The organism is Streptomyces sp. NBC_01260, assembly GCF_036226405.1.
GTDB lineage: Bacteria > Actinomycetota > Actinomycetes > Streptomycetales > Streptomycetaceae > Streptomyces > Streptomyces laculatispora.
This window is the reverse complement of the sequence record NZ_CP108464.1, coordinates 6,783,630-6,806,790: the sequence shown is the minus strand read 5'-3', so window position 1 is coordinate 6,806,790 and position 23,161 is coordinate 6,783,630. Positions and strand designations below refer to the sequence as shown.

Here is a 23,161-nt window from a genome sequence, read left to right as displayed (position 1 = left end):
AACGAGTACCCGCCCGTCCGTACGGCCCTCACCGACCGGGCCGCCCCGGTCCCGCCGGTCGTGCCCGTCCCGTCCGCCGCCCCCGCTGTCTCCTTCGTGGACTTCACAGCTGGGACATCCTCTTGCGTCGTACGAGATGGATGAAGACCGGCCCGCCGATCAGCGCGGTGACGATACCGACCTGGAGTTCGGACGGGCGGGCGATGATCCGGCCCACCACGTCCGCGCCGAGCAGCAGCACCGGGGAGAGCACGGCCGCGTACGGCAGGATCCACCGCATGTCGGGACCCGTGATCACGCGCACCAGGTGCGGGATCATCAGCCCGATGAAGACGATGGGTCCGCACGCCGCGGTCGCCGCCCCGCACAGCAGGGTGACGGCGAGCATGGCGATGACCCGGGTCCTGGTCAGATGGGCGCCGAGCGCCCGCGCCGTGTCGTCGCCCATCTCCAGGGCGTTGAGCGGACGGGCGATGAGCAGGGTCAGCACGACGCCGATCGCGATGAACGGCCACACCTTGCCGACCGTCTCCGTGTTCGCGGAGGCCAGCGACCCGACGGTCCAGAACCGCAGCCGGTCCAGCGCCGCCGAATCCAGCAGCTGTACGGCGTTGACGTACCCGTACAGCGCCGCGGAGACCGCCGTCCCGGCGAGCGCGAGCCGTACCGGAGTGGCCGACCGGCTGCCCCCGAGCAGGTACACGGCCACCGACACGATCGCGGCACCGGCGAAGGCGAACCAGACGTACCCGGTCAGCGAGGTGACGCCGAAGAAGCTGATGGCGGAGACGACCGCGGCGGATGCTCCCGCGTTGACGCCCAGCAGTCCGGGCTCGGCCAGCGGGTTACGGGTCAGAGCCTGCATCACCGCCCCGGCGAGGCCGAGCGCGCTGCCGACGATCAGCCCGAGAACGGTCCGGGGAATCCGCACCTGCCGTACGAGTACGTCGTCGTTGCTCCCGGCGTAGTGGAACAGCCCGTGCCAGACGTCGGCCAGGGGCAGCGCCTTGGCGCCGATCCCGATACTCGCCAGGCACACCAGCACCAGGAGCGCCAAGGCCACCAGGAGCCCTGCGGCTCGTACCGCGTGGCGCCCGGGGGGCGCGGGTTTGCCCGGTGCGGCTGTCGGGCCTGCACTCGGTTCCGGGGGACTCTCAACGAACACGCCGGTTAGGTTAGCCTACCCTGCTGTAACCTCGATCCGGCGTCCCAGCCCCGCGCTCCGGCCGCCCGCCGGCCCCCCGCCGGACGCCGCCGCGATCACCTCCGCCCGCGCCGCGGCCAGCGAGCTCGCCGCCAACGACCGGAATCGGGCCAGGCCGGGCACCAGCTCGGCCATGGTCATCTCGGCGTTGATGAAGCACAGGTCCTGCGGCGCCACCCCCTTCTCACCGAAGTACGCCCGCAGGTAGGGCGTCTGGAAGTCCCAGCCCTCCCGAGGGGTTCCCGGGCCGTAGGCACCACCCCGCGCGCTGATCACCACGACCTTCGTCCCCCGCAGCAGGCCCTCCCCCGTGTCCGGGTCGGTGAGCGCCCCGGGGAAACCCACCCGGTCGATCCACGCCTTCAGCGAGGCGGACACCGCGTAGTTGTACATCGGGGCACCGACCAGCACGGTGTCGGCCGCCAGCAGTTCGGTGATCAGCGGGCGGGTCAGCGACCATTCCCGTCGCTCGGCCGCGCTCTCGGCCAGCGTGTCCACGCCGGCCGGTGGGACGAGGCCGTTCCGCTCCGCCCGCCGGCCGAGCGAGCAGTAGGCGGTGTCCAGCGGCGGCACCGGGTCGGCGGCCAGGTCCCGGTACCGGTATCCGGCCGGGCCGTGCGCGGTCCGCCAGGTGTGGGCGAACAGTGCGGTCAGTTGTCTGCTGACCGACTCCTCGGAGCGATGGGCACTGGAATCCAGATGCAGCAAGGACGTCATCGGTTCTCCTGTCACTTCGGCTACGTTGCGTTCGTCAGGAGAGGTGACGGAACAGCGCGGGGAAAGGTGACCGGTGGACGAGCGCGAGGCACTGGCGGAACGCTTCGAGGCGCAGCGCGCCCTGCTGCGCACGGTGGCCCACCGGATGCTCGGCTCACTGGACGAGGCCGATGACGCCGTCCAGGAGGCCTGGCTCCGCCTCTGCCGGGTCGATGCCGGCGAGGTGGACAACCTGGCCGGCTGGCTGCGGACCGTGGTGACCCGCATCTGCCTCGACATGTTGCGTTCCCGCAGATCGCGACGGGAGGACCTGGCCGAGCAGGAGGTCCTCGACCAGGTCGCGCACTCCGTCCAGGGAAGTCCGCCGGAGGATGAGGCGCTGCTGGCCGACTCGGTGAGCCGCGCGCTGCTCGTGGTGCTGGACACCCTGGAACCCATCGAGCGGATCGCGTTCGTGCTGCACGACATGTTCGCCGTGCCGTTCAGCGAGATCGCGCCCGTCGTGGAACGCACCCCGGTCGCCACGAAGAAGATCGCCAGCCGCGCACGCCACAAGGTGCGGGGCACTCCCGTGGTTCCGGCGGCCGAACTCGCCCGGAACCGTCAGATCGTCTCGGCGTTCCTCGCCGCCGCGCGGGCCGGTGACCTCACCGCGGTCCTCGCGGTACTGGCTCCCGATGTGGTGCGACGTGCCGACCGCGTCGCGGTGCCACCGGGCGGCGTGGCCGAGGCGCGCGGCGCACGAGCCGTCGCGGAGGGAACGGCCGCCCTGGCCCACCGGTCGCAACTCGCCGAACTCGCGCTGGTCAACGGCACCGTGGGAGTCGTGGTGGCCCCGCGCGGCCGCCTGCTGTTCGCGCTCACGTTCACCATCGAGGACGACAGGATCACCGAGTACGACGTGATCGCCGACCCCGCACGCCTCCGGCGGCTCGACCTCGCCGTCCTCAGCTGACGGGGGAACGGAGCCGTCGACTGCCGCCACCACCACCGGAGAGCCGCCCAGCCACCCCCGTCCCTCCGACGGGACCCCGGCAGGTTCCCAACCAGATCCCGACGAGATCCCACGGGCCCCGCGGCGAGATCACCGACCAGATTCCGGTGCACTCCCCGCCGCTACAGCCCGAGCCTGGCCACGGCCTTCCCCGCGTCCAGCCCGCACGACCCCTCTCCGGCCTGCGACCACGCCGCCCCGCACAGCGCCCGCAGACCGTCGAGCGCCTCCCCGTCACCCTCCAGCACGAGCTGTCCGCCCCGGACGGACGCCGTCCAGCCGCCACAGCCGAAGTCTTCGCCCGCCTGCGTCACCTCGGGCTGCCCCGTCAGCAGTCCCCGCAGATCGGCGTCCACGTACGTCGGCCGGTGTTCCGGCTTCGCGGCCACCAGTTGCGCCGCGTCCGTCACCCCGGTCAGCACCAGCAGCGAGTCCACGCCACCGTTGAACGCCCCCTCGATGTCCGTGTCGAGCCGGTCCCCGACCACCAACGGCCGCTTCGCGCCGGTCCGCAGCACGGTCTCCCTGTGCATCGGCGGCAGCGGCTTCCCGGCCACCTGCGGCTCTGCACCGGTCGCGATCCGTACGACCTCCACGGCCGCCCCGTTGCCGGGTGCGATCCCCCGGGCGCTCGGAATGGTCAGATCCGTGTTGGACGCGAACCACGGCAGCCCCCGATTGACCGCATAGGCGGCCTCGGCGAACCGGCCCCACACCATGTCGGGCCCGCCGTATCCCTGCGCGACCGCCACCGGATCGTCATCCGCCGACTCCACCGGCCGCAGCCCGCGTTCACGCAGCGCGACCCGCAACCCCTCGCCCCCGACCACCAGCACCCGGGCCCCGGAAGGCAGCTGATCGGCGATCAGCCGGGCCACGGCCTGCGCCGAAGTGATCACCTCGGCGGCCTCGGCCGGCACCCCGAGCTCGGTCAGGTGCTCCGCCACCGCGTCCGGCGTCCGCAGCGCGTTGTTGGTGACGTACGCCAGGTGCATCCCGCCGTCCCGCGCCGTGCCGAGCGCCTCGACCGCATGGTCGATCGCCTGCCCGCCCGCGTACACCACCCCGTCGAGATCGAGCAGAGCCGTGTCGTACGCCTCGCTCAACGCGGTGCTGATCCCGCTCGGCCTGGTCCTGCTCGCCTGACTCATATCCTGCGCTCCTCATTGCCTGCTTCTCCCCCCGATCATCGCGCATCGCCGAACCGCACATACGATGCAGAAATGAACTCACGAGGCCCCGCGGACCAGGGACTGCACCTGATTCCGTTCCGTGGACTGCGCTACGTCCCCGAACTGGTCGGCAGCCTCGCCGCAGTGACCTCACCCCCGTACGACGTCGTCGTACGGCCCGACGGGCTGCTCCACCTGGAATCGGCGGATCCGTACAACATCGTGCGCCTGATCCTCCCGCAGGCCGACACCGCGTCCGCCCGCCACGAACAGGCCGCAGCGACCCTGAACCGCTGGCTCGCCGAGGGAATCCTCGCCCCCGATCCCGAGCCCGCGCTCTACGTGTACGAGCAGAGCAACGGCGAGATCCTCCAGCGCGGCGTCATCGGCGCGCTGGCCCTCTCCGGCCCCGCCGACGGCATCGTGCTCCCGCACGAGGACGTGATGGCCGATGTCGTCGAGGACCGCGCCGACCTGATGCGGACCACCGAGGCCCACCTCGAACCGCTGCTGCTGACCTACCGCAGCGACGGCAACGCCACCGGGGCGACCGCCGTCATCGAGCGGACGATCAACCGCCCGCCGCTGCTCGCGACCACCACCGAGGACGGCTTCAGCCACCGGCTCTGGGCGGTCACCGACGCCGCCGAACGGTCGGTGGTGGAGGCGGATCTGGCCCGTCACCAGGCCCTGATCGCCGACGGGCACCACCGCTGGGCCACCTATCTCAGGCTTCAGCGGGAACACACCGTCCCCGGCCCCTGGGACTTCGGTCTGGTCCTCCTGGTCGACACGGCCCGGTACCCGCTCCGGGTCCGGTCCATCCACCGGCTGTTGCACGGACTGCCCGTCGCCGACGCGCTCGCCGCGCTGACCGGCCACTTCCGCATCCGCGACATCGAGGGGCCACTCCCCCGGGCCCTGGAGGCCCTGGCCGGGGCAGCCGCCGAGGGCAACGCCTTCCTGCTCGCGGGCGACGGCGGTTTCCATCTGGCCGACCGCCCCGACGAGGCGCTGCTGACCCGCACCGTTCCGGCCGGCCGCCCGGCCGCCTGGCGCACCCTCGACGCGACGGTCCTGCACTCGGCGCTGCTCGACCATGTGTGGCAGATCCCGGACGACCCGGCGCACATCGCGTACATCCACGACACCGCGGCCGCCGTCGAACAGGCCGAGCGCCACAACTCCACGGCGGTGCTGATACATCCGGTACGCGAGGAGGTCGTCCGGGACCTGGCCCGGCAGGGCGTCACCATGCCGCGCAAGTCGACCTCCTTCGGCCCCAAGCCGGCCACGGGCCTGGTCCTGCGCAGCCTGACTCTCGGCTGACCCCGGCAGCACGCCCCTGACGCACGACCCCGGACACAGAAGAGGGCGGCACCCCGAGTGGGGTGCCGCCCTCTTCTGCTGCGTTACGCCTTGACCGGACCGTCCTCGTCGTCCGCGTCGTCCTCGTCGAGGTCGTCCGCGTCGGCTACGGCCGGCGACTCGACGTCATCGGCCGCGTCGGCGGGGGCGGAAACAGGTGCGCCGTCTTCGTCGTCGTCGCCGAGAACATCGACGAACTCGACACCGTCCAGCTCGGCGAGCCGGTCCGACGCGTCGGTGGAACCGTCCTTGTCGGCCTCCAGGGCCTTCCCGAACCACTCACGCGCCTCGTCCTCGCGCCCTGCCGCCAGCAGCGCGTCCGCGTACGCATAACGCAGTCGCGGCGTCCACGGGTGGACGGCACTGGAGGCCAGCTCGGAACTCTGCAGTGTCACGATGGCGGCATCGATCTGCCCCATGTCCCGGCGGGCTCCGGCAGCGACCAGACGCATCTCGACCTGTCCGGCCTTGTCCAGCTTCTGCACCTCGGGCTCACCGGCCATGGCCATCGCCCGCTCCGGCCGGCCGAGTCCGCGCTCGCAGTCGGCCATGACCGGCCACAGCTCCACGGAACCGGTCATCCGACGGGACGCCCGGAACTCCGCCAGCGCCTCCGCGTACTTCTGCGTCGCGTAGGCGGCGAAGCCCGCTGCCTCACGCACTGCGGCGACCCGCGAGGCCAGTCGCAGGGCGATGCGCGCGTACGCGTACGCCTGCTCGGGGTCCTCGTCGAGCAGCCGGGCCACCATGACCAGGTTCCTGGCGACATCCTCGGCCAGGGTCTTGGGCAGGCTCATCAGCTCCTGCCGGACATCCTTGTCGATCTCGTGGCCGGTGACCTCGTCGGGGATGGGAAGCCGCTTGATCGGCTCGCGCTCGTCGCGACGCTCGTACCCACCACGGTCACCACGGTCGTCGCGGCCGCGGTAGCCACCCCTGTCGCCGTCATCCCGCCGACCGCGGAAGCCGCCGGAGGCGCCTCCTCGGTTGTCGTCGCGACGGAAGCCACCGCCCGACGAGCCGCCCCGGTTGTCGTCGCGGCGGAAGCCACCGCCGGACGAGCCACCACGGCTGTCGTCACGGCGGAAGCCACCGCCGGACGAGCCGCCCCGGTTGTCGTCGCGGCGGAAGCCGCCGCCGGTGCTGCCGCCGCGGTTGTCGTCGTCGCGACGGGGCCCACGCGGCCGGTCGTCACGCCGCTCGAAGCCACCACCGGAACGCCCACCACGGTCATCATCACGACGCGGAGCCCGGTCATCACGACGGAAGTTGCCACCACCGCTGCTGGGCCGGCTGTCGTCGCGGCGGAAGCCACCGCCGGACGAGCCACCACGGCTGTCGTCGCGACGGAAGCCACCGCCGGACGAGCCGCCCCGGCTGTCGTCACGGCGGAAGCCGCCGCCGGTGCTGCCGCCGCGGTTGTCGTCGTCGCGACGGGGCCCACGCGGCCGGTCGTCACGCCGCTCGAAGCCACCACCGGAACGCCCACCACGGTCATCATCACGACGCGGAGCCCGGTCATCACGACGGAAGCTGCCACCACCACTGCTGGGCCGGCTGTCATCACGACGGAACCCACCACCGGACGAACCACCACGGCTGTCGTCGCGACGGAAGCCGCCGCCGGTGCTGCCGCCGCGGTTGTCGTCGTCGCGACGGGGCCCACGCGGCCGGTCGTCACGCCGCTCGAAGCCACCACCGGAACGCCCACCACGGTCATCATCACGACGCGGAGCCCGGTCATCACGACGGAAGCTGCCACCACCACTGCTGGGCCGGCTGTCATCACGACGGAACCCACCACCGGACGAACCACCACGGCTGTCATCACGGCGGAAACCGCCACCGGACGAACCACCCCGGCTGTCGTCGCGACGGAAGCCACCGCCGGACGAACCAGAACCACCCCGGTCGTCACGGCGGAAGCCACCACCGCTGGAACCGCCACGGTTGTCATCACGACGGAAGCCACCGCCGGACGAACCACCGCGGTTGTCGTCACGCCGCGGCGCACGATCCCGGTCACCACGGTTGTCATCGCGGCGGAAGCCGCCGCCACCGCTGCTGGGCCGGCTGTCGTCACGGCGGAAGCCGCCGCCACCGCTGCTGGGCCGGCTGTCGTCACGGCGGAAGCCGCCGCCACCGCTGCTGGGCCGGCTGTCGTCACGGCGGAAGCCGCCGCCACTGTTGGTGGGCCGGCTGTCGTCACGCCGGCTTCCACCGCGGTCGTTGTCCCGGCGCTGGCCGCCTGACCGGTCGTCACGACCACCGCTGACGCCGCCACGGTCACCGCCGTCACGGCGACGCGGCTCGCGCTCCGAACGATCGTCGGGAGAGTTGGTGGACATCGGTGGTGCTCCTGTCATCGGGTACTACAGACATTCTTGCGCAGCCGGACACCCGACGCGCTTCGACAAAACAAAAAAAGGACCCTTGGTCCCAGCGTTGAACGCTGGGACCAAGGGTCCTTCAAAGATTGTTCGGCGGCGTCCTACTCTCCCACAGGGTCCCCCCTGCAGTACCATCGGCGCTGAAAGGCTTAGCTTCCGGGTTCGGAATGTAACCGGGCGTTTCCCTAACGCAATGACCACCGAAACCCTAATTGGGTTCTAGCGAACAAGCACACTTTTCAATTAAGTTAGTGAAGCTGTTCAACCGGTGCGACTGTTCGCAACCCGGGAACAACACAGTGGACGCGAGCAACTGAGGACAAGCCCTCGGCCTATTAGTACCAGTCAGCTCCACCCGTTACCGGGCTTCCACATCTGGCCTATCAACCCAGTCGTCTACTGGGAGCCTTAACCCTTCAAGAGGGTGGGAATACTCATCTCGAAGCAGGCTTCCCGCTTAGATGCTTTCAGCGGTTATCCTTTCCGAACGTAGCCAACCAGCCATGCCCTTGGCAGGACAACTGGCACACCAGAGGTTCGTCCGTCCCGGTCCTCTCGTACTAGGGACAGCCCTTCTCAATATTCCTACGCGCACAGCGGATAGGGACCGAACTGTCTCACGACGTTCTAAACCCAGCTCGCGTACCGCTTTAATGGGCGAACAGCCCAACCCTTGGGACCGACTCCAGCCCCAGGATGCGACGAGCCGACATCGAGGTGCCAAACCATCCCGTCGATATGGACTCTTGGGGAAGATCAGCCTGTTATCCCCGGGGTACCTTTTATCCGTTGAGCGACAGCGCTTCCACAAGCCACTGCCGGATCACTAGTCCCGACTTTCGTCCCTGCTCGACCCGTCGGTCTCACAGTCAAGCTCCCTTGTGCACTTACACTCAACACCTGATTGCCAACCAGGCTGAGGGAACCTTTGGGCGCCTCCGTTACTCTTTAGGAGGCAACCGCCCCAGTTAAACTACCCATCAGACACTGTCCCTGATCCGGATCACGGACCCAGGTTAGACATCCAGCACGACCAGAGTGGTATTTCAACGACGACTCCACAACCACTGGCGTGGCCGCTTCAAAGTCTCCCACCTATCCTACACAAGCCGAACCGAACACCAATATCAAACTATAGTAAAGGTCCCGGGGTCTTTCCGTCCTGCTGCGCGAAACGAGCATCTTTACTCGTAGTGCAATTTCACCGGGCCTATGGTTGAGACAGTCGAGAAGTCGTTACGCCATTCGTGCAGGTCGGAACTTACCCGACAAGGAATTTCGCTACCTTAGGATGGTTATAGTTACCACCGCCGTTTACTGGCGCTTAAGTTCTCAGCTTCGCCGACCCGAAAGTCAGCTAACCGGTCCCCTTAACGTTCCAGCACCGGGCAGGCGTCAGTCCGTATACATCGCCTTACGGCTTCGCACGGACCTGTGTTTTTAGTAAACAGTCGCTTCTCGCTGGTCTCTGCGGCCACCCCCAGCTCATGGAGTAAATCCAATCACCAGTGATGGCCCCCCTTCTCCCGAAGTTACGGGGGCATTTTGCCGAGTTCCTTAACCATAGTTCACCCGAACGCCTCGGTATTCTCTACCTGACTACCTGAGTCGGTTTAGGGTACGGGCCGCCATGAAACTCGCTAGAGGCTTTTCTCGACAGCATAGGATCATCCACTTCACCACAATCGGCTCGGCATCAGGTCTCAGCCTTAATGTGTGACGGATTTACCTACCACACGGCCTACACCCTTACCCCGGGACTACCACCGCCCGGGCTGGACTACCTTCCTGCGTCACCCCATCGCTTACCTAGTACAAGTCTGGTTCGTCGGCTCCACCACTACCCTCAACTCCGAAGAGATCGGGCCGGCTTCACGGACTTAGCATCGCCTGATTCAGTATTGGGCGTTTCAAAGCGGGTACCGGAATATCAACCGGTTGTCCATCGACTACGCCTGTCGGCCTCGCCTTAGGTCCCGACTTACCCTGGGCAGATCAGCTTGACCCAGGAACCCTTAGTCAATCGGCGCACACGTTTCTCACGTGTGTATCGCTACTCATGCCTGCATTCTCACTCGTGAACCGTCCACAACTCGCTTCCGCGGCTGCTTCACCCGGCACACGACGCTCCCCTACCCATCCACACAGGCGTTGGCCCTATATGTGTGAATGACACGACTTCGGCGGTACGCTTGAGCCCCGCTACATTGTCGGCGCGGAATCACTTGACCAGTGAGCTATTACGCACTCTTTCAAGGGTGGCTGCTTCTAAGCCAACCTCCTGGTTGTCTCTGCGACTCCACATCCTTTCCCACTTAGCGTACGCTTAGGGGCCTTAGTCGATGCTCTGGGCTGTTTCCCTCTCGACCATGGAGCTTATCCCCCACAGTCTCACTGCCGTGCTCTCACTTACCGGCATTCGGAGTTTGGCTAAGGTCAGTAACCCGGTAGGGCCCATCGCCTATCCAGTGCTCTACCTCCGGCAAGAAACACACGACGCTGCACCTAAATGCATTTCGGGGAGAACCAGCTATCACGGAGTTTGATTGGCCTTTCACCCCTAACCACAGGTCATCCCCCAGGTTTTCAACCCTGGTGGGTTCGGTCCTCCACGAAGTCTTACCTCCGCTTCAACCTGCCCATGGCTAGATCACTCCGCTTCGGGTCTTGAGCGCGCTACTAAATCGCCCTATTCGGACTCGCTTTCGCTACGGCTTCCCCACACGGGTTAACCTCGCAACACACCGCAAACTCGCAGGCTCATTCTTCAAAAGGCACGCAGTCACGACTGCATGTGCAAGCACACACAGCGACGCTCCCACGGCTTGTAGGCACACGGTTTCAGGTACTATTTCACTCCGCTCCCGCGGTACTTTTCACCATTCCCTCACGGTACTATCCGCTATCGGTCACCAGGGAATATTTAGGCTTAACGGGTGGTCCCGCCAGATTCACACGGGATTTCTCGGGCCCCGTGCTACTTGGGTGTCTCTTAAACGAGCCGTTAATGTTTCAGCTACGGGGGTCTTACCCTCTACGCCGGACCTTTCGCATGTCCTTCGCCTACATCAACGGTTTCTGACTCGTCTCACAGCCGGCAGACCGTGAAAAAGAGATCCCACAACCCCGCATGCGCAACCCCTGCCGGGTATCACACGCATACGGTTTGGCCTGATCCAGTTTCGCTCGCCACTACTCCCGGAATCACGGTTGTTTTCTCTTCCTGAGGGTACTGAGATGTTTCACTTCCCCTCGTTCCCTCCACACTGCCTATGTGTTCAGCAGCGGGTGACAGCCCATGACGACTGCCGGGTTTCCCCATTCGGACACCCCCGGATCAAAGCTTGGTTGACAGCTCCCCGGGGCCTATCGTGGCCTCCCACGTCCTTCATCGGTTCCTGGTGCCAAGGCATCCACCGTGCGCCCTTAAAAACTTGGCCACAGATGCTCGCGTCCACTGTGCAGTTCTCAAGCAACGACCAGCCACCCACCACCCCACCCTTACCGGGTGAGTTCACTGGGGCCGGTGTTTGAAGGCGACCTTGCGGCCATACCTTCAGACACCCAACAGCGTGCCCAGTACCTGGAATTCACCCGGTCCGTTTTCCACGCTCCGAAGAGCAGTACTTACGACCCGGTTGAACCACCGGTACTGAATAGTCAACGTTCCACCCATGAGCTAACCACCGTCGATCGTTTGCCGACGTAGTGGCTCTGGATTCCTTGCGGAATCTAGATGCTCCTTAGAAAGGAGGTGATCCAGCCGCACCTTCCGGTACGGCTACCTTGTTACGACTTCGTCCCAATCGCCAGTCCCACCTTCGACAGCTCCCTCCCACAAGGGGTTGGGCCACCGGCTTCGGGTGTTACCGACTTTCGTGACGTGACGGGCGGTGTGTACAAGGCCCGGGAACGTATTCACCGCAGCAATGCTGATCTGCGATTACTAGCAACTCCGACTTCATGGGGTCGAGTTGCAGACCCCAATCCGAACTGAGACCGGCTTTTTGAGATTCGCTCCGCCTCGCGGCATCGCAGCTCATTGTACCGGCCATTGTAGCACGTGTGCAGCCCAAGACATAAGGGGCATGATGACTTGACGTCGTCCCCACCTTCCTCCGAGTTGACCCCGGCAGTCTCCTGTGAGTCCCCATCACCCCGAAGGGCATGCTGGCAACACAGAACAAGGGTTGCGCTCGTTGCGGGACTTAACCCAACATCTCACGACACGAGCTGACGACAGCCATGCACCACCTGTACACCGACCACAAGGGGGGCACCATCTCTGATGCTTTCCGGTGTATGTCAAGCCTTGGTAAGGTTCTTCGCGTTGCGTCGAATTAAGCCACATGCTCCGCTGCTTGTGCGGGCCCCCGTCAATTCCTTTGAGTTTTAGCCTTGCGGCCGTACTCCCCAGGCGGGGAACTTAATGCGTTAGCTGCGGCACCGACGACGTGGAATGTCGCCAACACCTAGTTCCCAACGTTTACGGCGTGGACTACCAGGGTATCTAATCCTGTTCGCTCCCCACGCTTTCGCTCCTCAGCGTCAGTAATGGCCCAGAGATCCGCCTTCGCCACCGGTGTTCCTCCTGATATCTGCGCATTTCACCGCTACACCAGGAATTCCGATCTCCCCTACCACACTCTAGCCTGCCCGTATCGACTGCAGACCCGGGGTTAAGCCCCGGGCTTTCACAACCGACGCAACAAGCCGCCTACGAGCTCTTTACGCCCAATAATTCCGGACAACGCTTGCGCCCTACGTATTACCGCGGCTGCTGGCACGTAGTTAGCCGGCGCTTCTTCTGCAGGTACCGTCACTTTCGCTTCTTCCCTGCTGAAAGAGGTTTACAACCCGAAGGCCGTCATCCCTCACGCGGCGTCGCTGCATCAGGCTTTCGCCCATTGTGCAATATTCCCCACTGCTGCCTCCCGTAGGAGTCTGGGCCGTGTCTCAGTCCCAGTGTGGCCGGTCGCCCTCTCAGGCCGGCTACCCGTCGTCGCCTTGGTAGGCCATTACCCCACCAACTAGCTGATAGGCCGCGGGCTCATCCTTCACCGCCGGAGCTTTTAACCTTCCCCCATGAGAGGGAAAGTATTATCCGGTATTAGACCCCGTTTCCAGGGCTTGTCCCAGAGTGAAGGGCAGATTGCCCACGTGTTACTCACCCGTTCGCCACTAATCCACCCCGAAGGGCTTCATCGTTCGACTTGCATGTGTTAAGCACGCCGCCAGCGTTCGTCCTGAGCCAGGATCAAACTCTCCGTGAATGTTTTCCCGTAATCGGGATCACACACACGAGAGCGGAACAATCGAGTCGGAATAAGACCGATCGTTCACTATGTCCTCGCTATGTGCATTGCCTGGTAGAACCACTAGTGTGGTCTGCCAGGACTTTCAAAGGAACCTCGAACCCGCCGAAGCAGGTCGGGGTATCAACGTATCTGGCGTTGACTTTTGGCACGCTGTTGAGTTCTCAAGGAACGGACGCTTCCTTTGTACTCACCACCAGAACATTTTCTGGGGCTTTCCTCCGGGCGCTTCCCTTCGGTCTTGCGTTTCCGACTCTATCAGACTCTTTCGTGTCCGATTCCCGGTCGAAGCGGGATTGCTTTCGAGGAATTCGCTTTCGCGCTTTCCCTTTCGGCGTGTTCACTACTTTAGCCGATTTCCCCGGTGACTCATAATCGAGTCAATGGCTCGAATTTCAGCATGCCGAAATTCGCACCCTCTGGGGTGTGTCGTAGGTAGTGGTTGGCCGCTTCGAGTTGCCCGGCATCAGGTCCGATGGACCAAACCGTTGGCTGTACCCGTGTCAAGCGGCTCGGACTACATTAGGTGCCCCGCATGGGCGAGTCAAGTTGACCTGCGGCGTGGTGCGTGCGCCCGGTACGGACTCACCGTGGGGTCGCCGTCCACCCAGAAACGCCACGGGTGGGTGGCTCCGTCCCCGCCCACTCCGGTGCGCGGGCCATTGCGTACCTGGTCGCGGGGTGGCGGGGTGCCGCGCAGTACGGAGAGGACGGCGCCCGGGTGGGCGATGGCATCGGTGCCGTCGAGCGCCCGGTCGATGTCGAGGGCCGTCGCAAGTCGGGCCGGCCCTTTGGCCAGTTCTCGGTCGTTGCGGGCCGAGACTCGACGTTTGCGGGTGAGGTCAGCGCCCGTACGGATGTCGCCGGCCCTGAGCAGTACACCGCTCGCCATGCCCTCCGGGCCGCACACCAGGTTGAGGCAGTGCCACATGCCGTAGGTGAAGTAGACGTACGCGTGGCCGGGCGGCCCGTACATCACGCTGTTGCGCGGGGTGCGGCCGCGAAAGGCGTGCGACCCGGGGTCGATCTCCCCCGCGTACGCCTCCACCTCGGTGAGGCGCAGCTCGATGGGGCCCTCCGGTGTGCTGCGGACCAGCGTCCGGCCCAGTAGATCCGGTGCCACGTCCAGCACGGGGCGGTCGAAGAAGTCCCGCGTCAGCGGCGTACGGTCCTGGCCCTCGATCATGAACTCCGAGGTTACCGGGAACCGGCTACGGTCATGGCGCGTATGTAGGGGTCAGGACCTAGGAGGAGAAAACATGGGCTTCAAGCGGCTGCTCGCGAGTATGGGTGCCGGTGGTGCATCGGTGGAGACGGAGCTGACCGAGCTCAACGTCGTACCGGGTGGGGTCGTCCAGGGTGAGGTACGGGTTCAGGGCGGATCGGTGGACCAGCAGATCGAGGGGCTCTCCGTCGGACTGCAGGCCCGGGTCGAGGTCGAGGGCCAGGAGCAGGAGACCAAGCAGGACATCGAGTTCACCAAGCTGCGGCTCGGCGGCGCGTTCGAGGTGCGGGCGGGGGCGGTGCACGTCGTGCCGTTCGGGCTCGAAATCCCCTGGGAGACGCCGATCACCATGTTCGCGGGCCAGCACCTGCACGGCATGAACATCGGGGTGACCACGGAGCTGGAGATCGCACGGGCGCTGGACTCCGGAGACCTGGACCCCATCAACGTGCACCCGCTGCCGGCACAGCAGGCGATCCTGGACGCCTTCGGGCAGCTGGGCTTCGGCTTCCGCAGCGCCGACATGGAGCGCGGTCACATCCGCGGTACGCGTCAGCGGCTGCCCTTCTACCAGGAGATCGAGTTCTTCCCGCCGTCGCAGTACCGCGGGCTGAACCAGGTCGAGCTGACGTTCGTCGCGGACGACCGCGAGATGGACGTCGTGCTGGAGATGGACAAGAAGCCGGGTCTCTTCAGTGAGGGCAGCGACTCGTACCGCGCGTTCAAGGTGGGTCTGAACGACTTCCAGGGGACCGACTGGGCGGCCTACCTGAACCAGTGGCTCGCCCAGGTCGGCGGTCAGCGCAACTGGCTCTAGGGTCGGTGGGAGATCTGCTGACACCGCAGCCGCCAACAGGAGAGGTGCTGACGTGACCGAGCCGAAGAGGGCACCATTGCCGCACGCCTTCCATCCCGAGGTCCCCTCGTTCACCGTGGTGAGCGAGGACCTCGCGCCGGGGGCCGTGCTTGCGGATGCACAGGTGCAGGCGGCGGGGAACACCTCACCGCAGCTGCGGTGGGAGGGGTTCCCGGCGGGGGCGAAGAGTTTCGCCGTGACGTGCTTCGACCCGGATGCTCCCACCGGCAGCGGGTTCTGGCACTGGGTGCTCTTCGACATCCCGGCGTCGGTCACGGAGCTGCCGGCGGGTGCGGGCAGCGGGAGGTTCGAGGGGCTGCCCCCGGGCGCCGTGCACGTCCGCAACGACTACGGATCGAAGGACTTCGGCGGGGCCGCGCCGCCGCCCGGCGAGAACCACCGGTACGTGTTCACCGTGTACGCGGTGGACAGCGAGAAGCTCGGGCCGGACAGCGACGTGTCGCCCGCGGTGGTCGGTTTCAATCTGCGGTTCCACACGCTGGGCCGGGCCCAGCTGATCGGTGAGTACGCGGAGCCCGCCGAAAGCACGACAAGTCGATAGTTCCACCCTGTTTGCCCTGCCCTGGTCCTGGAGAGATCAGGGCAGGGCACTTTTTATTGCGTTGTCCATCACGGCCCGCCCAGCCAGAGTTGATCCGGGCCTGCCAGGTGGCGGGCGGCACACGGGAGGTGGGCGGGATGCGGGACACGCTGGTGCTGAATGCGAGCTTCGAGCCGCTGTCGACGGTGACGCTGAATCGTGCGGTGGTGCTGATCCTGCAGGACAAGGCCGTCGTCGAGCAGTCGCATCCCGGCCTCCGTATGCGCGGTGCCGCCGTGGACATCCCGGTGCCCCGGGTGATCAGGCTCTGCCGGTACGTACGGGTGCCGTTCCGAAGACAGGCCCCGTGGTCCAGAAGGGGTGTGCTGATACGGGACCAGCACCGGTGCGCGTACTGCGGACGGCGGGCGAGCACCGTCGACCACGTGGTGCCGCGTGCCCAGGGGGGTCAGGACACCTGGCTCAACACGGTGGCCTCCTGCGCCGAGGACAACCACCGCAAAGCGGCCCGTACGCCGGCGCAGGCGGGGATGCCGCTGTTGCGGCAGCCGTTCGTACCGTCTCCGGCGGATGCGATGCTGCTCGCGCTGGGGGCCGGTGACCGGTCGGCGTTGCCGGAGTGGCTGGCGCAGTCCGCGGCGTAGCAGCCGTACGCCTGGTGCGGTAGCCGAGGCCCGTCTCCGTGCGGAGGCGGGCTTCCGTGTGTCAGCGGAGCAGCAGTTGGACGATGGCGAGGGTGCCGACCGTGACGATGAGGGCGCGCAGGATGGCGGGGCTCAGCCGGCGGCCGACCTTGGCGCCGATCTGGCCGCCGAGTGCGGAGCCGATCGCGATCAGTACGACGGCGGTCCAGTTGAAGTCCGCGACGAAGAGGAAGAAGAGCGCGGCGATGCTGTTGACGACAGCGGCCAGGACGTTCTTCACGGCGTTGAGGCGCTGCATGGTGTCGTCGAGCAGCATGCCCATCAGGGAGAGGTAGATGATCCCCTGGGCGGCGGTGAAGTAGCCGCCGTAGACGCTGGCGAGCATCAGGCCGATGAAGAGCAGCGGGCCGCCGTCGGGGCGGGCCGGGACGCCGGTGTGTTCGCGTCGGCGCTGGACGGCTTTGCTGATGCGCGGTTGCAGGATGACCAGGACGAGGGCCATGGCCACCAGGATCGGCACGATGGTTTCGAAGGCCGTGGAGGGCAGTGCCAGCAGCAGGGTGGCGCCGGTCAGCCCGCCTATGAGGGCGCCGACGGCGAGTTTGAGAACGCGTGGGCGCTGGCCTTCGAGCTCCTTGCGGTAGCCGATCGCGCCGCTGATGGAGCCGGGGATCAGGCCGAGTGCGTTGGAGACGGTGGCGGTGACCGGTGGCAGACCGGTAGCGAGCAGCACCGGGAAGGTGATCAGCGTTCCCGAGCCGACGATCGTGTTGATCGTGCCCGCGCTGATGCCCGCGACGAAGACGGCGAGCATCTCCCACATGGTCATCCCGAATCCCCCGTGCCTGATCGGTGCTTGGTGCACTGATCATGCACGAGGGGGTGTACACGTCAGTCGATCGGGGGGTCCTCGCGACGTTCCTTGTTGCCGGTGTTGAAGCCGGGCATGCCGGTGCCGAGGTTCCCGAAGGCGCCGCTGAGGCCCTTGAGTGCGTCACCGATCTCGCTGGGCACGATCCAGAGCTTGTTGGCGTCGCCCTCGGCGATCTTCGGCAGCATCTGGAGGTACTGGTACGAGAGGAGCTTCTGGTCCGGGTCGCCGGCGTGGATGGACTCGAAGACCGTCCGGATCGCCTGGGCCTCACCCTCCGCGCGCAGGGCGGCTGCCTTGGCCTCACCCTCGGCGCGCAGGATCGCGGACTGCTTCTCGCCCTCGGCGGTGAGGATCGCGGACTGGCGCGTTCCTTCGGCCTGGAGGATCGCGGCGCGCTTGTCACGGTCGGCGCGCATCTGCTTCTCCATCGAGTCCTGGATGGAGGTGGGCGGCTCGATCGCCTTCAGCTCGACGCGGTTGACGCGGATGCCCCACTTGCCGGTGGCCTCGTCGAGGACTCCGCGCAGGGCGGCGTTGATCTCCTCGCGGGAGGTCAGGGTCCGTTCCAGGTCCATGCCGCCGATGATGTTGCGGAGCGTGGTGACGGTGAGCTGCTCGATGGCCTGGATGTAGCTGGCCACTTCGTACGTCGCGGCCCTGGCGTCGGTTACCTGGTAGTAGATGACCGTGTCGATGTTGACGACCAGGTTGTCCTGGGTGATCACCGGCTGCGGCGGGAAGGGCACGACCTGTTCACGGAGGTCGATCCGGTTCCGGATCGAGTCGATGAACGGAACGACGATGTTCAGGCCTGCGTTGAGGGTGCGGGTGTAGCGGCCGAAACGCTCCACGATGGCGGCGCTGGCCTGTGGGATGACCTGGATCGTCTTGATCAGAGCGATGAAGACGAGCACCACCAGAATGATCAGGACGATGATGATCGGTTGCATCGTGTTCCTCGTGCCCTTCGGTTGCCGACGGATCGCGATGATCGAGGTCGAGATCGTATGAGGGTCCGTGGGTCAGGTCGGTTGTCCTGCCGGTCCGGTTCTCATGATGATCGACATCGAGTCTGACAGAACAGGCTCTGCCGTGGGGGCTGTTCGGTCACATGACAACGGCCGTGGCCCCGTCGATGTCGACGACATCGACCTGTTGGCCCGGTTCGTAGCTCAGTTCCGCGTCGAGCGCGCGCGCCGACCAGATCTCTCCGGCCAGTTTGATCCGCCCGCCGTCGCCGGTGACCCGTTCCAGGACGACGGCCTGACGGCCTTTCAGTGCGTCGATGCCGGTGGCCAGACGGGGCCGGTCCGAGCGGTGGCGGTTGGCGATCGGACGGACCACGGCGATCAACGCCACCGAGACGAAGACGAAGACCAGGACCTGGGCCACGACTCCGCCGCCGAGAGCCGCGACCACCGCCGCGGCAACCGCCCCGACGGCGAACATGCCGAACTCCGGCATCGCGGTCAGGACGAGCGGGATGCCCAGTCCCACCGCGCCGATCAGCCACCACACCCATGCGTCGATGATGTCCACACGGCCATCGTATGACCGCAAGCACCTTTGCCAACAGGGCGCAAGCAGGCGGACGTTGCCCCGGAGGGGCGGACAGCCCCAGGGAAGGGCCTCAGGCGAGCGGCAGCCCGTGGGCGGTGTAGCGGTCGCCGGTGTGCTCGACGACGAGCGGCAGACCGAAGCAGAGGGAGAGGTTGCGGGAGCTGAGCTCGGTCTCCATGGGGCCTGCGGCGAGCACCTTGCCCTGACGGATCATCAGGACATGGGTGAAGCCGGGGGCGATCTCCTCGACATGGTGGGTGACCATGATCATGGAGGGGGCGTACGGGTCGCGGGCCAGCCGGCCGAGGCGGCGGACCAGGTCCTCGCGTCCGCCGAGGTCGAGACCGGCGGCGGGCTCGTCGAGGAGCAGCAGCTCGGGGTCGGTCATCATGGCGCGGGCGATCAGGGTGCGCTTGCGCTCGCCCTCGGAGAGGGTGCCGAACTTCCGGTTCAGGTAGTCGGTCATACCGAGCCGGTCGAGGAAGGCGCGGGCCCGGTCCTCGTCGACGGCGTCGTAGTTCTCGTTCCAGGTGGCGGTCATGCCGTAGGCGGCGGTGAGCACCGTCTGCAGGACGGTCTGCCGCTTGGGAAGCTTCTCCGCCATCGCGACGCCCGCGATCCCGATGCGGGGGCGCAGGTCGAAGACATCGGTGCCGACGCCGCCGAGCAGCTCGCCGAGGACCGTGGCGCTGCCCTTGGTCGGGAAGAGGTAGCTGGACGCGACGTTGAGGAGGGTGGTCTTGCCGGCGCCGTTGGGGCCGAGGATGACCCAGCGCTCCCCCTCCTTGACCGACCAGGAGACGTCTTCCACCAGAGCGCGTCCGTCGCGGACCACGGATACGTCCACCAGCTCCAGTACATCGCTCATGAGCGCGTTGTCTCCCCATGCAGTTTCGTGATCGTCGCGTGCCTGTGGGCACAGCTCCCAGGGAAAACCTACGCCACTGCACGAGCGCTCCCGGCGCTGGGCCCGTCGTCGCACGGTTGGTGCGGGGTCCCCCGCCCAGCTGTCGTCGCGCGCCCGCCAGGGATCGCGGGGCAGCCCTTAGGCTGTTGCCATGCTTTCGGAACCACGCTCAGGGCTGCTGGCCGCTTGGGGTAACGCGCTGCTGGCCGGGCTCGTCTCACCGGACGACGCGGCGCTCGCCATTGTCGGGGAGGACGCGGTGCATCGCGTCGAGGGGCTGCCTGGCGAGGCGGGGCCGGTCGGTCTCACTCTCGCGCTGGGGCGGCTGCGGGGGCTCGGGGTGACCGGTTTCCGGGTCGCACTGCCGGTGCCGGGGCATCCGCTGGGGCTCAGCGGCCCCGCGGAGTTCAATTCCAGGGCGCTGGAGGCCGAGGAGGCCGTGGTGACCTACGGCGCACCGTTCGGGCTGGTGCCCGAGGTGCGCGAGTCGGGGCCGGCCGGTGATCTCCACGTCGCCGTGGCGTGGCACTGCCTGGCCGTGCGGGAGGCGCCGCCGGCCGATGTGCCGTCGCTGGGCGAGGCGGAGCGGGAGCTCGCCGAGGCACTACGGGATGCGACGGCGGTGCTGTCGCGGCTCGACGTGGCCGGGTCCGGGCCGGTGGCCGAGGCGGCGATGGACGCGTACCGGGCGCGGGCGGAGCGGGGGCGCGAGGTGCTGGCTCCCGGGTATCCGCCGCGGGCGGCCCGGGTGCTGGAGCTGGCGCAGCGGGTGGGGCTGCTGGTCTCGGTGGCGTACGAGAACGGCCACGGCGGGGCGGTGAGCGCGTCGGAGATGGCGGCGCGGGGAGAGGCGCTGCGGCCGGTGGAGCGGGTGGCCCGGCGGGCGCAGGTTGCCGCGTACAACGCGTATGTGGAGGAGCGGGCGCGGTAGGCGGTGCCCGGAGTGGCGTTGCCCGCACCGCGCCGGGCGGGCCTCGATGAGGTCCGCCCGGCGGTGTCGCAGAGGTGTGCGTGGCGTCAGCCGTTCAGGCCGAAGTTGCCGAAGGCCGGGTTGAGCAGGCCGATCACGTTGACGGTGTTGCCGACCACGTTGACCGGCACGTGGACCGGGACCTGGACGAGGTTGCCGCTGGCCACACCCGGGGAGTGGGCCGCGACACCGTGGGCGCCCGCACCGCTGTGCCCGGTGGCGGAGGCCGCGCCGGCACCGGCGGCGATGAGGCCACCGGCGATCATGGTGACGGCGGCAGCCTTCTTCAGGTTCTTCACTTCAGGATCCTCCTAGCGTCGCTGCGGCCAGCCGCCGCAGCACGCCATGGAGAACGCCCCGGCGCCGGAGAGGATGCGCCGTTCGAGTGACATACACCCGACAGTATGAATCTCGGCCCGGAGGCAGACGCTCCGGTCCGGCCGCCCGGTCAGCCCGCCGCCCCATGCCGGACCGCCCAGAGCGCGGCCTGGGTGCGGTCGGACAGGTCCAGCTTCATCAGAATGTTCGAGACGTGCGTCTTGACGGTCTTCTCGGAGAGGACCAGCGCCCGCGCGATCTCCCGGTTGGAGCGGCCGTCGGCGATCAGGCCCAGCACTTCCCGCTCCCGTTCCGTGAGGGTGCTCCCCCGGCCCGTACCGCTGCCGGGGTCGTCCTGGGCGAGCAGCGCTCCCGCCACCTCCGGCTGGAGCAGGACATGGCCCGCGTACACCGAGCGGATGGCGCCCGCCAGCGCGTCCGGGTCGACGTCCTTGTACACATAGCCCGACGCGCCGGCCCGCAGGGCGGGGACGACGGTGCGCTGCTCGGTGAAGCTGGTGACGATCAGCACCTTGGCCGGGTTCTCCAGCTCCCGGAGCCTGCGCAGCGCCTCTATGCCGTCGGTGCCCGGCATCTTGATGTCCATCAGCACCACGTCGGGGCGCAGCTCCTCGGTCCTGGCCACCCCTTCGGCTCCGTCGGACGCCTCTCCGACGACCTCTATGTCGTCCTGGATCTCCAGGAACGTACGCAGACCGCGGCGGACCACCTGGTGGTCGTCGACCAGCAGCACCCTGATGATCCTGTCAGCCACCGGGTACCTCCATCTCGATCGTGGTGCCCTTGCCGGGCGCCGATTCAACGGTGAGATTGCCGCCGACACCGCTCGCGCGGTCCCGCATCGAGACCAGGCCCAGGTGCCGCCCCGCCTGACGGGTGGCCGCCGGCTCGAAGCCCTGGCCGTCATCGGTGATCCGCAGCACCGTGCCGCTGCCGCGGCGGACGAGGGTGACGTCCACGTGAGCGGCCCCCGAGTGGCGCAGGGCGTTGTGCAGGGCCTCCTGCGAGACCCGGAGCAGCGCCTCCTCCTGGGCGGCGGGCAGCGCCCGCACACCCAGGCTCTCGAAGGTGACCCGGGCTGTGTGGGCGCGGTCCAGGACCTGGATCTGGGTACGGAGGGTGGCGATCAGGCCGTCCTCGTCGAGCGCGGCGGGGCGCAGTTCGACGACGGCCGCCCGCAGCTCGTCCACCGCCTCCGCCGCCAGGGCGGCGACCTGCTGGAGCTCGCCCTTGGCCCGGGCCGGATCGCGGTCGACCAGGGTGGCGGCGGCCTGGGCGGTGAGCCGCAGGGAGAACAGTTTCTGGCTGACCGCGTCGTGCAGCTCGTGGGCGAGGCGGGAGCGCTCCTCGGCGATGGTGAGCTCGCGGCTGCGCTCGTACAGCCGGGCGTTGGTGAGGGCGATCGCCGCGTGCTGGGCGAGGATCGCCAGCAGTTCCTCGTCCTCGGCGGTGAATCCGCAGCTGCCCTCGGGCTTCGCGCAGCGCTTGTTGGCGAGGAAGAGGGCGCCGATGGTCTCGTCGCCGTCCCTGATGGGCAGGCCGAGGAAGTCGGACATGTCGGGGTGGGCGGCGGGCCAGCCCTCGAAGCGCGGATCCTTGCGGACGTCGGCCAGCCGCTCGGGCTTCGCCTCGTGCAGCATCGCGGCGAGGATGCCGTGCTGGCGGGGAAGCGGGCCGATGGCCTTCCACTGTTCGTCGCTGACGCCGTCGACGACGAACTGGGCGAAGCCGCCGTGGTCGTCGGGGACCCCGAGCGCCGCGTACTCGGCGTCGAGCAGCTCGCGGGCCGACGCGACGATCGTCTTGAGGACGTCCCGCATTTCCAGGTGCCGGCTCATGGCGAGCAGCGCGGCGCTCACTGCTGCGAGGCCGCCCGACGGTGGGCGATGGGTCATGGCCTCACCGTACCGGCGGGCCGCAGGACCCGTATCGGCCTGTGGACGGCCCCCGATTAGGGCGCAGGGACTAGGTCCTCTCCAGATCCTCTCGTTCGCGTCATGCCGGGTGCGGAACGGGATGGGGTGCCGGCCCGGCGTCACCGGGCCGGCCCCGGGAGGCGAGTCA

Annotated in this window: 19 protein-coding genes and 3 rRNA genes; 7 read left to right on the top strand and 15 right to left on the bottom strand. The window is 67.3% G+C overall.

The annotated features are described in order from the left end of the window. Window positions 1-103: 103 nt before the first annotated feature. Together OG322_RS30385 and OG322_RS30380 are read right to left on the bottom strand one after the other, a co-directional pair. Window positions 104-1,063 carry a FecCD family ABC transporter permease gene (locus OG322_RS30385; RefSeq protein ID WP_123468982.1) on the bottom strand — a complete coding sequence of 320 codons (960 nt, stop codon included), beginning with the start codon at window positions 1,061-1,063 and terminating at the stop codon, window positions 104-106. Window positions 1,064-1,180: 117 nt separating this feature from the next. After that, the gene (locus OG322_RS30380) at window positions 1,181-1,921 is read right to left on the bottom strand and encodes an FMN-dependent NADH-azoreductase (RefSeq protein ID WP_329307248.1); all 741 of its coding nucleotides are present in this window, start codon (window positions 1,919-1,921) and stop codon (window positions 1,181-1,183) included. A 73-nt stretch (window positions 1,922-1,994) separates the two neighbouring features. Here OG322_RS30380 and OG322_RS30375 point away from each other — a divergent pair, with 73 nt between their 5' ends. Continuing rightward, the gene (locus OG322_RS30375) at window positions 1,995-2,876 is read left to right on the top strand and encodes a sigma-70 family RNA polymerase sigma factor (protein WP_124286457.1); all 882 of its coding nucleotides are present in this window, start codon (window positions 1,995-1,997) and stop codon (window positions 2,874-2,876) included. Window positions 2,877-3,037: 161 nt separating this feature from the next. Here OG322_RS30375 and OG322_RS30370 read toward each other — a convergent pair whose 3' ends face one another. Beyond that, window positions 3,038-4,066 (bottom strand): HAD-IIA family hydrolase, encoded by a 1,029-nt coding sequence (locus OG322_RS30370; protein ID WP_123468986.1) that lies wholly within the window; start codon window positions 4,064-4,066, stop codon window positions 3,038-3,040. A 72-nt stretch (window positions 4,067-4,138) separates the two neighbouring features. Here OG322_RS30370 and OG322_RS30365 point away from each other — a divergent pair, with 72 nt between their 5' ends. Continuing rightward, a complete protein-coding gene (locus tag OG322_RS30365) occupies window positions 4,139-5,416 on the top strand; it encodes a DUF1015 family protein (protein WP_123468988.1) in 1,278 nt (425 codons plus the stop codon). Between the two features lie 83 nt (window positions 5,417-5,499). On the opposite strand, the gene OG322_RS30360 is transcribed toward OG322_RS30365, so the two are convergent. Next, window positions 5,500-6,252 (bottom strand): tetratricopeptide repeat protein, encoded by a 753-nt coding sequence (locus tag OG322_RS30360; RefSeq protein WP_123469825.1) that lies wholly within the window; start codon window positions 6,250-6,252, stop codon window positions 5,500-5,502. A gap of 30 nt (window positions 6,253-6,282) precedes the next feature. On the opposite strand from OG322_RS30360, the gene OG322_RS30355 reads away from it, so the two are divergent. Then, the gene (locus tag OG322_RS30355; RefSeq protein ID WP_329307247.1) at window positions 6,283-7,707 is read left to right on the top strand and encodes a hypothetical protein; all 1,425 of its coding nucleotides are present in this window, start codon (window positions 6,283-6,285) and stop codon (window positions 7,705-7,707) included. A 226-nt stretch (window positions 7,708-7,933) separates the two neighbouring features. Here OG322_RS30355 and rrf read toward each other — a convergent pair. The 4 genes from rrf to OG322_RS30335 form a co-directional block, all read right to left on the bottom strand. Next, window positions 7,934-8,050, bottom strand: a 5S ribosomal RNA gene (gene rrf / locus OG322_RS30350). 110 nt (window positions 8,051-8,160) lie between these two features. After that, window positions 8,161-11,285: ribosomal RNA gene (locus tag OG322_RS30345) — 23S ribosomal RNA — on the bottom strand. Between the two features lie 307 nt (window positions 11,286-11,592). Next, window positions 11,593-13,118 (bottom strand): 16S ribosomal RNA (locus tag OG322_RS30340). The 16S, 23S and 5S rRNA genes sit together here, the layout of an rRNA operon. A 586-nt stretch (window positions 13,119-13,704) precedes the next feature. Continuing rightward, window positions 13,705-14,346 (bottom strand): DNA-3-methyladenine glycosylase, encoded by a 642-nt coding sequence (locus OG322_RS30335; protein ID WP_123468990.1) that lies wholly within the window; start codon window positions 14,344-14,346, stop codon window positions 13,705-13,707. A gap of 73 nt (window positions 14,347-14,419) precedes the next feature. Here OG322_RS30335 and OG322_RS30330 point away from each other — a divergent pair, with 73 nt between their 5' ends. From OG322_RS30330 to OG322_RS30320, 3 genes are all read left to right on the top strand, one after another. Then, complete coding sequence (locus OG322_RS30330; RefSeq protein ID WP_123468992.1) at window positions 14,420-15,202, top strand: sporulation protein; 783 nt, start codon at window positions 14,420-14,422, stop codon at window positions 15,200-15,202. 52 nt (window positions 15,203-15,254) lie between these two features. Continuing rightward, entirely contained in the window at window positions 15,255-15,803 is a 549-nt protein-coding gene (locus tag OG322_RS30325; RefSeq protein WP_329307246.1) for a YbhB/YbcL family Raf kinase inhibitor-like protein, read from the top strand. Between the two features lie 137 nt (window positions 15,804-15,940). Then, a complete protein-coding gene (locus tag OG322_RS30320) occupies window positions 15,941-16,447 on the top strand; it encodes an HNH endonuclease (protein ID WP_123468996.1) in 507 nt (168 codons plus the stop codon). Between the two features lie 61 nt (window positions 16,448-16,508). On the opposite strand, the gene OG322_RS30315 is transcribed toward OG322_RS30320, so the two are convergent. The 4 genes from OG322_RS30315 to OG322_RS30300 all read right to left on the bottom strand — a co-directional run bounded on the left by OG322_RS30315 (window position 16,509) and on the right by OG322_RS30300 (window position 19,749). Beyond that, the gene (locus OG322_RS30315) at window positions 16,509-17,276 is read right to left on the bottom strand and encodes a sulfite exporter TauE/SafE family protein (RefSeq protein ID WP_123468998.1); all 768 of its coding nucleotides are present in this window, start codon (window positions 17,274-17,276) and stop codon (window positions 16,509-16,511) included. Window positions 17,277-17,338: 62 nt separating this feature from the next. Then, the gene (locus OG322_RS30310) at window positions 17,339-18,271 is read right to left on the bottom strand and encodes an SPFH domain-containing protein (RefSeq protein ID WP_123469000.1); all 933 of its coding nucleotides are present in this window, start codon (window positions 18,269-18,271) and stop codon (window positions 17,339-17,341) included. A 157-nt stretch (window positions 18,272-18,428) separates the two neighbouring features. Continuing rightward, the gene (locus tag OG322_RS30305) at window positions 18,429-18,860 is read right to left on the bottom strand and encodes an NfeD family protein (RefSeq protein WP_123469002.1); all 432 of its coding nucleotides are present in this window, start codon (window positions 18,858-18,860) and stop codon (window positions 18,429-18,431) included. Between the two features lie 91 nt (window positions 18,861-18,951). Next, window positions 18,952-19,749, bottom strand: a complete 798-nt coding sequence (locus tag OG322_RS30300) for an ABC transporter ATP-binding protein (protein WP_123469004.1) — start codon at window positions 19,747-19,749, stop codon at window positions 18,952-18,954. Between the two features lie 190 nt (window positions 19,750-19,939). On the opposite strand from OG322_RS30300, the gene OG322_RS30295 reads away from it, so the two are divergent. Next, window positions 19,940-20,719 carry a hypothetical protein gene (locus tag OG322_RS30295; RefSeq protein WP_123469007.1) on the top strand — a complete coding sequence of 260 codons (780 nt, stop codon included), beginning with the start codon at window positions 19,940-19,942 and terminating at the stop codon, window positions 20,717-20,719. 86 nt (window positions 20,720-20,805) lie between these two features. Here the strand turns inward: OG322_RS30295 and OG322_RS30290 are convergent, their stop codons facing one another. The 3 genes from OG322_RS30290 to OG322_RS30280 form a co-directional block, all read right to left on the bottom strand. Continuing rightward, entirely contained in the window at window positions 20,806-21,057 is a 252-nt protein-coding gene (locus OG322_RS30290; RefSeq protein ID WP_123469009.1) for a chaplin, read from the bottom strand. 149 nt (window positions 21,058-21,206) lie between these two features. After that, on the bottom strand, window positions 21,207-21,851 hold the full coding sequence (locus OG322_RS30285) for a response regulator (RefSeq protein ID WP_123469011.1): 645 nt from the start codon (window positions 21,849-21,851) through the stop codon (window positions 21,207-21,209). Beyond that, window positions 21,844-22,992, bottom strand: coding sequence for a GAF domain-containing sensor histidine kinase (locus OG322_RS30280; RefSeq protein WP_123469013.1), 1,149 nt, complete (start codon window positions 22,990-22,992; stop codon window positions 21,844-21,846). The genes OG322_RS30285 and OG322_RS30280 overlap by 8 nt, the downstream gene beginning before the upstream one ends. Between the last annotated feature and the right edge of the window lie 169 nt (window positions 22,993-23,161).